Genomic DNA, 11,940 nt, shown 5'->3' on the forward strand with positions numbered 1-11,940 from the left:
CGTCATCACCCATGAGTGGCGTGGTATGCCCGGGCTCCTTTGACCCGGTGACCCTTGGCCATGTCGACGTCTTCGAACGCGCGGCGGCCCAGTTCGACGAGGTCATCATCGCGGTGTTGGTGAACCCCAACAAGAAGGGCATGTTCGACATCGACGAGCGCCTGGCGATGCTCGAGGAATCCACCGCACACCTGCCCAACGTGCGCGCCGAAGCCGGTGAGGGCCTGGTGGTGGACTTCGTCAGGAACCACGGGCTGAGCGCCATCGTCAAGGGACTGCGCTCCAGCACCGACTTCGAATACGAGTTGCAGATGGCGCAGATGAACAATCACGTCGCCGGGGTCGACACGTTCTTCGTCGCCAGCGCGTCGCGCTACTCGTTCGTGTCGTCGTCGCTGGCCAAGGAGGTCGCCTCGCTGGGCGGCGACGTGACCGAACTGCTGCCCGAACCGGTCAACCGGCGGCTGCAGGCAAAGCTCAAGGGTTAGCTCGCTCACATCACGGGTAATCGCTGGCAGGCGCACAGCCCCTCGCGCCCCGCCCAACCCATTGAGTATGGAGTTCTTGCCATGGTGCAGACGTTTGTTCAGTCGACCGACGATGTCGTGAACTTTTTGACCGATCAGCACAACCTGATCAAGGACCTGTTCGAAGAGGTGCTCAGCGCCTCCGACGACAAGGCCCGCGAGACCGCCTTCGTCGAATTGCGCCAACTGCTCGCGGTGCACGAAACCGCCGAGGAGATGGTGGTGCACCCGCGTGCGCGCCGCGAGATCGCCGACGGTGAGGCGATCGTCGACGCCCGCCTCCAAGAGGAGCACGACGCCAAGGAAGAGCTGACGGCGCTCGAGCAGATGGACATCGGGTCCAAGGAGTTCATCGACAAGCTCAAACGGTTCCGCGAGGACATCCTCCACCACGCCGAGGCCGAGGAGCGCGAAGAGTTCAGCAAGCTGCAACGCGAACTCGACGCCGACGACCTCGAGCGGATGGTCAAGGCGGTGCAGGCCGCGCAGGCCATCGCGCCGACCCGCCCGCACGCCGGGGTGGAGTCAGCCACCGCCAACTTCGCCGTCGGCCCGTTCGCGTCGATGCTCGACCGCGCCCGCGACATCATCTCCGCTGTCCTGCGGTAGCCCAGCTCCTGGTGACGCCTGCATTCCTTCCGTGTTGACATAATGTGAGGGTTAGCAATTTCACACGGGAGTGGCAGCCTGGGGAAGCGGCGGCACAGCAAGACGCCCGGAATGCGACACACCGGCGTCGGTAGCTGAGTCACAGGCGTAACACCAGGCACACTGGTAACTGTCAACTACGCCTGGAGGGTGTTGCCGTGTACCGAGTTTTTGAAGCGCTCGACGAGTTGGGCGCGATTGTCGAAGAAGCCCGCGGTGTGCCGATGACGGCCGGCTGCGTGGTGCCCCGCGGTGATGTCCTCGAGTTGATCGACGACATCAAGGATGCGATCCCAGGCGAACTCGACGACGCCCAGGACGTGCTGGACGCGCGCGACGGGTTGCTGCGCGAGGCCAAGGAGCATTCCGACTCGATGGTCGCCACGGCGTCCGCCGAGGCCGACTCCATGATCAACCACTCCCGCGCCGAGGCCGACCGGCTGCTCGCCGACGCCAAGGCCCAGGCCGACCGGATGGTCGCCGAGGCCCGTCAGCACAGCGAACGCATGGTCACCGAGGCCCGCGACGAGGCCAACCGCGTCGCGGCGACCGCCAAGCGGGAGTACGAGGCCAGCACCGGGCGGGCCAAGACCGAGGCCGACCGCCTGATCGAGAACGGCAACCTCGCCTACGAGAAGGCCGTGCAGGAAGGCATCAAGGAACAGCAGCGGCTGGTGTCGCAGACCGAGATCGTGCAGACCGCGACGGCCGAGGCCACTCGCCTCATCGACTCGGCGCACGCCGAGGCCGACCGGCTGCGCGGCGAATGCGACATCTACGTCGACAACAAACTCGCCGAATTCGAGGACTTCCTCAACGGCACGCTGCGCTCGGTGGGACGGGGCCGCCACCAGCTGCGCACCGCCGCCGGGACCCACGACTACGCAGCCCGTTAGCGCTGGGCAGGGGTCGCCGTAGGATTGAACTATGGCGACGCATGCGAACGCGGCGGCGCACCAAGGGTCGCGAACGCCGCTTGTCATCGAAATTTCCCGGCTCGGCAGGCGGCCCGGCTCCATGTTGACGGTTTCCGAGACGATTTCTGCCCCATCACGCATCGGGCTGGAGCTGATCGGAATCGCCGAAGGTGCGCCGCTGGAACTGGACCTTCAGATCGAATCCGTCTCGGAGGGCGCGTTGGTGACCGGCACGGTGGCCGCGGAGACCTCGGGCGAATGCGCGCGCTGCCTGACCGGGGTCACCGGCCACGTGGAGATCTCGCTCACCGAGCTGTTCGCGTATCCGGCCAGCGCGACCGACGAAACCACCGACGCCGACGAGGTCGCGCGGGTCTCCCACGAGGGTGGGGCCGACATCATCGACCTGGAGCAGCCGATCATCGACGCGGTGGGCCTGGAGCTGCCGTTCGCGCCGCTGTGCGAACCGGACTGTCCCGGTTTGTGCCCGAAGTGCGGCGTGGCGCTGGCGACCGCGGAGCCCGGACACCACCACGAGCAGATCGATCCGCGGTGGGCCAAGCTGGCAGGCATGTTCGACACTGTCGGCGGAGCCGACGATCCCACTGAGGGCGCCGGTGACTGACCGCGAGCCGCTGCTGGCGGCGCTCGGCGTGAAGCTGCCCCACGACCTGCTCACCATGGCGTTGACGCACCGCAGTTACTCCTACGAGCACGGCGGGCTGCCCACCAACGAGCGCCTGGAGTTCCTCGGCGACGCGGTGCTGGGGCTGACCATCACCGAAGAGCTCTACCACCGGCACCCCGACCGCAGCGAGGGCGATCTGGCCAAGCTACGGGCCAGCATCGTCAACACCCAGGCGCTGGCCGACGTCGGGCGCAACCTTTCCGGCGCTGGGCTGGGCAGTTATCTGCTGCTGGGTAAGGGTGAGGAGAACTCCGGCGGCGCGGACAAGGCCAGCATCCTGGCCGACGGTGTCGAATCCTTGCTCGGTGCAATCTATGTCGAGCACGGCATCGAGGTCGCCCGCGAGGTGATCCTGCGGTTGTTCGGCGAATTGCTTGACACCGCACCGACGTTGGGCGCCGGGCTGGACTGGAAGAGCAGCCTGCAGGAGCTGACCGCGGCGCGGGGGATGGGTGCGCCGTCGTACGTGGTGACCTCGACGGGACCCGACCACGACAAGGAATTCACCGCGACGGTGATCGTCACCGAGATCGAGTACGGAAAAGGTGTGGGCCGCACCAAGAAGGAGGCCGAACTCAAAGCGGCCTCGGCGGCGTGGAACACGCTGTCCGCGGCATCTGATGTAGATGCCTGAGCTGCCCGAAGTCGAGGTCGTCCGACGGGGATTGCACGCGCACGTGGTCGACAAGACCGTCACCGCGGTGCGGGTGCATCATCCGCGCGCGGTGCGTCGGCACGAGGCGGGTCCCGCCGATCTGACCGCGCGGCTGCTCGGGTCGCGCATCGTCGGCACGGGACGCCGCGGCAAGTACATGTGGCTGACGCTGGACGACGGTTCGGCGCTGGTGGTGCACCTGGGCATGAGTGGGCAGATGCTGCTGGGCGCGGTGCCCAACGAGCGGCATCTGCGGATCGCGGCGCTGCTCGACGACGGCACCGCGCTGAGCTTCGTCGACCAGCGCACCTTCGGCGGGTGGCTGCTCACCGACATCGTCACCGTCGACGGCAGCGATGTTCCGGCGCCCGTCGCCCACCTGGCGCGTGACCCACTGGATCCGATGTTCAACCGCGACGGTGTCGTTACGGTGTTGCGGCGCAAGCACTCCGAGATCAAACGTCAGCTGCTGGACCAGACGGTGGTGTCGGGCATCGGCAACATCTACGCCGACGAGGCGCTGTGGCGCGCGCGGGTCAACGGCACCCGGCTGGCGTCGGCGCTGCCCCGTCGTCAGCTCGGCGAGGTGCTCGATGCAGCGGCCGAGGTGATGGCCGAGGCGCTGGATCAGGGCGGTACCTCGTTCGACTCGCTGTATGTCAACGTCAACGGCGAGTCCGGCTACTTCGAGCGCTCGCTGGACGCCTACGGCCGCGAGGGTGAGCCGTGTCGGCGCTGCGGCGCGGTGATGCGGCGGGAGAAGTTCATGAACCGCTCGTCGTTCTACTGCCCGAAATGCCAACCCCGCCCGCGGGTCTCACGCGGAAAGCCGCGAGGTGCACGTTAGCGAGGTCTCTACTCGCACTCTTCCGCGCTAACGTACATCTCGTGACGGAACTCTGGGTGGAGCGCACCGGCGTGCGCCAATACGTCGGGCGCAGCTCACGCGGCGCGCAGGTGCTCGTCGGCAACGAGGACGTCGACGGCGTCTTCACCCCCGGTGAGCTGATGAAGATCGCGCTGGCGGCCTGCAGCGGGATGGCCAGCGACTCGCCGCTGCGGCGCCGGCTCGGCGACGACTATCCGGCCACGATCCGGGTGTCGGGCGCCGCCGACCGCGACCAGGAGCGCTACCCGCTGCTGGAAGAACACATGGAACTGGACCTGTCCGGGCTCTCCGAGAACGAGCGGGCCCGCGTGCTCACGGTCGTCGAACGCGCCATCGACCAGGTCTGCACCGTTGGCCGCACGCTCAAAGCCGGGACTAAAGTGACGTTTGAGGTAAATGATGCAGGAGTTAGCTGAGGTACGCCTGACGGCATGGGTGCACGGCCACGTCCAAGGTGTCGGCTTCCGGTGGTGGACCAGATCGCGCGCGCTGGAGTTGGGGCTGACCGGCTACGCCTCCAACCGGCCCGACGGCCGCGTCCAGGTGGTCGCTCAGGGCCCGCGCGACGCCTGCGAAAAGCTTCTTGAACTGCTGCGAAGCGGTAATACACCCGGCCGCGTGGACAACGTGGTCGCCGAGTTCTCAGAAGTTCGCGACTCACTTGTCGGCTTCATCGAGCGATAGCCCGCGCGGCGGTAGGGTTGCACGTCGTGCACCTCAAGAGTCTGACGCTGAAGGGCTTCAAGTCCTTTGCTTCGCCCACGACTCTGCGTTTCGAACCGGGCATCACCTGTGTCGTCGGCCCCAACGGGTCGGGTAAGTCCAACGTGGTCGACGCGCTCACGTGGGTGATGGGCGAACAGGGCGCCAAGACGTTGCGCGGCGGCAAGATGGAAGACGTCATCTTCGCCGGCACGTCCTCACGGCCGCCGCTGGGCCGCGCCGAGGTCACCGTGACGATCGACAACTCCGACAACTCGCTGCCGATCGAGTACTCCGAGGTGTCGATCACCCGGCGGATGTTCCGCGACGGCGGAAGCGAGTACGAGATCAACGGCAGCAGTTGCCGGTTGATGGATGTGCAGGAGCTGCTATCGGATTCGGGCATCGGCCGCGAAATGCACGTCATCGTCGGACAGGGCAAGCTCTCCGAGATCCTCGAATCGCGTCCGGAGGACCGGCGCGCGTTCATCGAGGAGGCCGCCGGTGTGCTCAAGCACCGCAAGCGCAAGGAGAAGGCGGTCCGCAAGCTCGACGCGATGTCGGCCAACCTGGACCGGCTGACCGATCTGACCACTGAACTGCGCAGGCAGCTCAAACCGCTGGGCAGGCAGGCGGAGATGGCCCGGCGCGCGCAGACCATCCAGGCCGATCTGCGCGACGCCCGGTTGCGGCTGGCCGCCGACGACCTCGTCACCCGCCGCGCCGAGTTCGACAACACCAATCAGGCCGAGACGACGCTGCGTCGCGAGCACGACGAGTTGAGCACCCGGCTCGAGACCAAGACCGTCGAGTTGGCCGGCCACGAGTCGGCCGTCAACAGCCTGTCCGAGCGGGCCGACGCCGCACAGCAGACCTGGTTTTCGTTGTCGGCGCTCGCCGAGCGGGTCAGCGCGACAGTGCGCATCGCCAGCGAACGTGCCCAGTACCTCGACACCGCGCCCGACGCGTCCACCGGCCCCGACCCCGACGAGCTGGACGCCCAGGCCGAGGAGGTCGCCGCCGAGGAACGCCGGCTCCTCGAGGAGCTCGAGGAGGCCCGGGCCACGCTGGAGGCGGCCCGCAGCGAACTCGCCGAACGCGAACAGGTGGCCGCCGAGGCCGAACAGGCGCACATGGCGGCCGCGCGCGCCGAGGCCGACCGGCGCGAGGGGGTGGCGCGGCTGGCCGGCCAGGTCGACACGATGCGCACCCGCGTCGAGTCGATCGACGAAACCGTGGCCCGGCTCAGCGCGGGCATCGACGAGGCGGCCGCGCGCGCCCAGCAGACCCAGGCCGAGTTCGAGACCGTGCAGGGCCGCGTCGGCGAACTCGACGCCGGCGAGGTGGGGCTGGACGAACACCACGACCGCACCGTGACCGCGCTGCGGCTCGCCGACGAACGGGTCACCGAACTGCAGGCCGCCGAGCGCGGCGCCGAACGCCAGGTCGCGTCGCTGCTGGCGCGCATCGAAGCGCTCTCGGTGGGTCTGGACCGCAAGGACGGGGCTGCTTGGCTGCAGGAAAACCGCAGCGGCGCAGGGCTTCTCGGGACAGTCGCGAACCTGCTCAAGGTGCGCGACGGCTATCAGGCCGCGGTGGCCGCGGCGCTGGGCGCCGCAGCGGACGCCGTGGCCGCCGAAGACGCCGGGGCGGCCCGCTCGGCCGTCGCCGCGCTCAAGGAGTCCGACGCCGGGCGCGCGGCGATCGTGCTCAGCGACTGGCGCGCCCACACCCCGCCGCAGCGCGGGCAGCTGCCCGACGGCGCCGTGTGGGCGGTCGAGCTCGTCGAGGCGCCGCCGCGGCTGCAGGGCGCGGTCACCGCGATGCTGGCCAACGTCGCCGTGGTGGCCGATCTATCCGCGGCGCTCGACGTGGTCGGCTCCCGGCCGGAGCTGCGGGCGGTCACCACCGACGGCGACCTCGTCGGCGCCGGCTGGATCAGCGGCGGCTCCGATCGCAAGCCCAGCACGCTGGAGATCGCCTCGGAGGTGGACAAGGCCCGCGCCGAACTGGCCGACGCCGAGAAGCAGGCCGGTGAATTGTCGGCGGCCTTGGCCGGTGCGTTGGCCGAACAAGCGGCGCGCCGCGACGCCAGCGAACAGGCGCTGGCCGCGCTCAACGAGTCCGACGCGGCGATCTCGGCGATCTACGAGCAGCTGGGCCGCCTCGGGCAGGACGCCCGCAGCGCCGACGACGAGTGGCAGCGGCTGATCAAGCAGCGCGACGAGCTGGAAGCCAACCGGTCGCGCACCGTCGAGGAACTCGCCGGGCTCGAGCAGCGGCTGCACAACGCGCAGCAGGAGCCGACGTTCGAATCCGAACCGGTGAACCGGCAGGAGACCATGGCCGCCGCCGAAGCCGCGCGAGCCGTCGAGGTCGAGGCGCGGCTGACGGTGCGCACGGCCGAAGAGCGGGCCAATGCCGTTCGGGGCAAAGCGGATTCGCTGCGACGCGCAGCGGCCGCCGAGCGGGAGGCGCGGGTGCGCGCGCAGCGGGCCCGGGAAGCACGCGCCCACGCCGCCAAGGTGGCCGCGGCCGTCGCGGAATCGGCACGCCTTGTCGCACAACGGCTCAGCGCGGTGGTGACAGTGGCGTCGCGGGCCCGCGACGCGGTCGCCGAGGAACGCCAGCACCGCTCGGGCGCGTTGACCAAGACCCGCGACGAGGTCAACGAACTCACCGCCAAGATCAACGGCCTCACCGACGCGCTGCACCGTGACGAGGTCGCCAAAGCCCAAGCGGCACTGCGGATCGAGCAACTCGAAGAACAGGTTCTCGAACAGTTCGGGATGGCCACCGCCGACCTCATCGCCGAGTACGGGCCAGATGTGCCGTTACCGCCGTCGGAGCTGGAGATGGCCGAGTACGAACAGGCCCGCGAACGCGGCGAGCAGGTCACCGCACCGGCCCCGATGCCGTTCGACCGGCCCACCCAGGAGCGGCGCGCCAAGAAGGCCGAACGTGAGCTGGGCGAGTTGGGCCGGGTCAACCCGTTGGCGCTGGAGGAGTTCGCGGCGCTCGAGGAGCGCTACAACTTCCTGTCCACCCAGCTCGAGGACGTCAAGGCCGCGCGCAAGGACTTGCTCGACGTCATCGAGGACGTCGACGACCGGATCCTTCAGGTGTTCACCGAGGCCTACACGGACGTGGAACGCGAGTTCCAGCAAGTGTTTTCGGCGTTGTTCCCCGGTGGCGAGGGCAGGCTGCTGCTCACCAACCCCGATGACATGCTGACCACCGGCATCGAGGTCGAGGCCCGCCCACCGGGTAAGAAGATCAAGCGGTTGTCGCTGCTGTCCGGCGGTGAGAAGTCACTGACCGCGGTGGCGATGCTGGTGGCGATCTTCCGGGCCCGGCCGTCGCCGTTCTACGTGATGGACGAAGTCGAGGCCGCGCTCGACGACGTGAACCTGCGCCGGCTGCTCGGGTTGTTCGAGCAGCTGCGGTCGCAGTCGCAGCTGATCGTCATCACCCACCAGAAGCCGACGATGGAGGTCGCCGACGCGCTGTACGGCGTCACGATGCGCGACGACGGCATCACCCAAGTGATCAGCCAGCGGATGCGGGGCCAGGAGCTGGTGGCCGCGACAAACTAGCGGTTCGGGCGTAGTCGGTCACGGGAAGCGTGACCAACCGCGCCGAAATCACTGCGGTGGCGGCTGAGACAATGGCGGCGTGACAGAAGGTTTGTGGATCGCGATCGCGGTCATCGCTGTACTGCTGGTTGCCGCGCTCGTCGTCGGATTGGTGCGCTACCGGCGGCGACGGATCAGGTTGTCGTCCGCAGAAACCGCCACACCGCTGGACCGCTCGGGGGGCTACACCGCGTCATCGGGGTTCACGTTCTCCTCCGGTGCGGCGACCGCCGAACCCGTCGAGAAGATCGACACCACCGGTCTGCCCGCCGTCGGCGACGACGCCACCATTCCGCGCGACGCGCCCAAACGCTCGATCGCCGACGTGCAGCTTCCCGAGCCCGAAGCGCCGCCGGTCGAGGAGCCCGCGCCGGTTGTCGAGCAGCCCGAAGCGCCGCCCGCAGCACCCGAGGCACCGGTCGAAGAGCCGGTCGAGGCGCCGACCGCACCGGCCGTCGAGGAGATCGCCCCACCGGAAGGCCGCCTGGAACGGCTGCGCGGACGGCTGGCCAAGTCGCAGAACACGCTGGGCCGCAGCATGCTCGGCCTGCTCGGCGGCGGCGACCTCGACGAGGACTCCTGGGAGGAGGTCGAGGACACGCTGCTGATCGCCGACCTCGGCCCGACCGTCACCGAGTCGGTGATCGCCGCCCTGCGGTCACGGATGGCCGCCGCTGCTATTCGCACCGAAGCCGACGCCCGCGCGGTGCTGCGCGAGGTGCTCATCGAACAACTGCAACCCGACCTCGACCGTTCGATCAAGGCGCTGCCGCACGCCGACAAGCCGTCGGTGCTGCTGGTCGTCGGGGTCAACGGCACCGGTAAGACCACGACGGTCGGCAAGCTCGCCCGCGTTCTGGTCGCCGACGGGCGCCGCGTCGTACTCGGCGCGGCCGACACGTTCCGCGCCGCGGCGGCCGACCAGTTGCAGTCGTGGGCGTCGCGGGTGGGTGCGCAGGTGGTGCGCGGCGTCGAGGGCGCCGACCCCGCGTCGGTGGCGTTTGACGCCGTCGACGCCGGCATCGAGTCCGGCGCCGACGTCGTCGTCATCGACACCGCCGGACGGCTGCACACCAAGACCGGTCTGATGGACGAGCTCGGCAAGGTCAAACGCGTGGTGAGCCGCCGCACCCAGGTCGACGAGGTACTGCTGGTGCTCGACGCCACGATCGGTCAGAACGGGCTGCCGCAGGCGCGGGTGTTCGCCGAGGTCGTCGACATCACCGGGGTGGCGCTGACCAAGCTCGACGGCACCGCCAAGGGCGGGATCGTCTTCCGCGTCCAGCAGGAACTCGGTGTCCCGGTCAAGCTCGTCGGCCTTGGCGAAGGCCCCGACGACCTCGCGCCGTTTGAGCCCGCGGCGTTCGTCGACGCGCTGCTGGGCTGACCCGCCCGCCGGTGCGCGCCGGCGAAACATGAGCGTAACGATGTCCACGGATGCGTTCACATCGACGAAACGCACACGCATCACCGGTGAAACGCCGGGCGCAGAGTCTCTTCGGGAGGCCCGATCTTTATCGGCCCACGTCCCAAGGAGGTTCACACAAAGTGCTTCTAGCCTTACCAGACGACGCGTTCGCGCCTTTCGGGCCCGGCGGGCTGAGTTCCGGCGATACCGCCTGGGTGCTCACCGCTGCCGCGCTGGTGTTGTTCATGACACCGGGCCTGGCGTTCTTCTACGGCGGCCTATCGCGGCAGAAGTCCGTTCTCAACATGATGATGATGTCGTTCGGTTCCATCGGCGTCGTCAGCGTCATCTATGTGCTGTGGGGCTACTCGATGTCGTTCGCCTCGGCGCACACGGGTCAAAGTGACATCCTGGGCGTCTTCGACAACCCGTTCGCACTGTTCGGGCTCAGCCCCCTGCTCCAGACCCAAGAACTGGGCGCCGACACCCTTTACGTGGTCGGTGGGTTCGGCAGCGTGCCTGCGATCGTGTGGGCGGGTTTCCAGCTCACGTTCGCCGTGATCACCGTCGCCCTGATCAGCGGCGCGGTGGCCGAGCGGATGAAGTTCGAAACCTGGCTGGTGTTCGGCGCGATCTGGGTCACGCTGGTGTACTTCCCGCTGGCGCACATGGTTTGGGGCGGTGGGCTGTTGTCGGGTGCCGAAAACGGTATTGCCTCATGGCTGTTCGGCTACGACGCGGATGCTGGCGCGGCCAACGTGGCGCCGATCGACTTCGCCGGCGGCACCGTGGTGCACATCAACGCCGGGATGGCTGCCCTGGTGTTGGCCGTGCTGCTGGGCAAGCGAAGGGGCTTCGGCAAGATGGCCTACCGCCCGCACAACATCCCGTTCGTGATGCTGGGTGCCGCGATCCTGTGGTTCGGGTGGTTCGGCTTCAACGTGGGCTCAGAGGGTGCGGCCGACATGCTCGCCGGCCAGGTCTGGGTGAACACCACCGCCGCCACAGCCGCCGCGATGCTCGGCTGGTTGGTGGTCGAACGTATCCGCGACGGCAAGCTGACGAGCGTGGGCGCGGCCTCCGGCATTGTCGCGGGGCTCGTGGCGGTCACCCCGGCCTGCGGTGCGCTGTCGCCGATCGGAGCGCTCATCCTCGGTGTGGTCGCCGGTGCGTTGTCGTCGCTGGCGGTCAGCCTGAAGTACAAGCTGGGTTACGACGATTCGCTCGACGTCGTCGGCGTGCACCTCGTCGCCGGCCTGTGGGGCACCATCGGTATCGGCCTGCTGGCCACCGAAACCGGCCTGTTCTACGGCGGCGGTCTCCAACAGTTGGTGGTGCAGGCGGTAATCGCACTGGCCGCAGTGGTGTTCACTGGCATCATGACGGCGATCATCGCGTTCATCGTCAAACCCATGGGGTGGCGGGTGAGCGCGGAGAACGAGGAAACTGGTATCGATGAGACCGAACACGCTGAAACGGCTTACGAGCTCGCCTGAGCGGCGACAATTTCATCGGAAGGGAACACCTACATGAAGCTGATCACGGCGATCGTCAAGCCGTTCACGCTCGAAGACGTCAAGACGGGGCTCGAGCAGACGGGCATTCTCGGGATGACCGTCAGCGAGGTTCAGGGGTATGGACGCCAGAAGGGTCACACCGAGGTGTACCGCGGCGCCGAGTACTCCGTCGATTTCGTGCCGAAGGTGCGCGTCGAGGTCGTGGTCGAGGACTCGGCGGTGGACAAGGTGGTCGATGTCATCGTGCAGGCCGCACGCACCGGGAAGATCGGCGACGGGAAAGTGTGGGTCAGCCCCGTGGACACCGTGGTGCGGGTGCGCACCGGTGAGCGGGGGCCCGACGCCCTTTGAGCC

Annotated in this window: 12 protein-coding genes; all 12 read left to right on the forward strand. The window is 68.2% G+C overall.

Annotated elements, in window-relative coordinates; genetic code table 11:
* Positions 1 to 11: 11 nt before the first annotated feature.
* The 12 genes from coaD (at position 12) to ABQE93_RS14160 (ending at position 11,937) form a co-directional block, all read left to right on the forward strand.
* Positions 12 to 488: a pantetheine-phosphate adenylyltransferase gene (coaD, locus tag ABQE93_RS14105; protein WP_448408502.1), complete on the forward strand. Its 477-nt coding sequence runs from the start codon at positions 12 to 14 to the stop codon at positions 486 to 488.
* 81 nt (positions 489 to 569) lie between these two features.
* Positions 570 to 1,136 (forward strand): hemerythrin domain-containing protein, encoded by a 567-nt coding sequence (locus ABQE93_RS14110; protein WP_448408500.1) that lies wholly within the window; start codon positions 570 to 572, stop codon positions 1,134 to 1,136.
* A 197-nt stretch (positions 1,137 to 1,333) separates the two neighbouring features.
* Positions 1,334 to 2,071 carry a cell division protein SepIVA gene (sepIVA, locus tag ABQE93_RS14115; RefSeq protein ID WP_448408499.1) on the forward strand — a complete coding sequence of 246 codons (738 nt, stop codon included), beginning with the start codon at positions 1,334 to 1,336 and terminating at the stop codon, positions 2,069 to 2,071.
* A 31-nt stretch (positions 2,072 to 2,102) separates the two neighbouring features.
* The gene (locus tag ABQE93_RS14120; protein WP_448408498.1) at positions 2,103 to 2,717 is read left to right on the forward strand and encodes a YceD family protein; all 615 of its coding nucleotides are present in this window, start codon (positions 2,103 to 2,105) and stop codon (positions 2,715 to 2,717) included.
* Positions 2,710 to 3,414: a ribonuclease III gene (gene rnc / locus ABQE93_RS14125; protein WP_448408496.1), complete on the forward strand. Its 705-nt coding sequence runs from the start codon at positions 2,710 to 2,712 to the stop codon at positions 3,412 to 3,414. The genes ABQE93_RS14120 and rnc overlap by 8 nt, the downstream gene beginning before the upstream one ends.
* Positions 3,407 to 4,282: a DNA-formamidopyrimidine glycosylase gene (mutM, locus tag ABQE93_RS14130; protein ID WP_448408495.1), complete on the forward strand. Its 876-nt coding sequence runs from the start codon at positions 3,407 to 3,409 to the stop codon at positions 4,280 to 4,282. The genes rnc and mutM overlap by 8 nt, the downstream gene beginning before the upstream one ends.
* A gap of 41 nt (positions 4,283 to 4,323) precedes the next feature.
* The gene (locus tag ABQE93_RS14135; RefSeq protein WP_448408493.1) at positions 4,324 to 4,740 is read left to right on the forward strand and encodes an OsmC family protein; all 417 of its coding nucleotides are present in this window, start codon (positions 4,324 to 4,326) and stop codon (positions 4,738 to 4,740) included.
* Positions 4,724 to 5,008: an acylphosphatase gene (locus tag ABQE93_RS14140; RefSeq protein WP_448408492.1), complete on the forward strand. Its 285-nt coding sequence runs from the start codon at positions 4,724 to 4,726 to the stop codon at positions 5,006 to 5,008. Before ABQE93_RS14135 ends, ABQE93_RS14140 begins: the two co-directional genes overlap by 17 nt.
* Before the next feature lie 26 nt (positions 5,009 to 5,034).
* Complete coding sequence (gene smc, locus ABQE93_RS14145; protein ID WP_448408491.1) at positions 5,035 to 8,622, forward strand: chromosome segregation protein SMC; 3,588 nt, start codon at positions 5,035 to 5,037, stop codon at positions 8,620 to 8,622.
* Between the two features lie 79 nt (positions 8,623 to 8,701).
* On the forward strand, positions 8,702 to 10,048 hold the full coding sequence (gene ftsY, locus ABQE93_RS14150) for a signal recognition particle-docking protein FtsY (protein ID WP_448408490.1): 1,347 nt from the start codon (positions 8,702 to 8,704) through the stop codon (positions 10,046 to 10,048).
* A 161-nt stretch (positions 10,049 to 10,209) separates the two neighbouring features.
* Complete coding sequence (locus ABQE93_RS14155) at positions 10,210 to 11,565, forward strand: ammonium transporter (RefSeq protein WP_448408488.1); 1,356 nt, start codon at positions 10,210 to 10,212, stop codon at positions 11,563 to 11,565.
* A gap of 33 nt (positions 11,566 to 11,598) precedes the next feature.
* Complete coding sequence (locus tag ABQE93_RS14160) at positions 11,599 to 11,937, forward strand: P-II family nitrogen regulator (RefSeq protein WP_448408486.1); 339 nt, start codon at positions 11,599 to 11,601, stop codon at positions 11,935 to 11,937.
* Positions 11,938 to 11,940: the final 3 nt, after the last annotated feature.

It is taken from the genome of Mycolicibacterium sp. XJ662 (assembly GCF_053484035.1).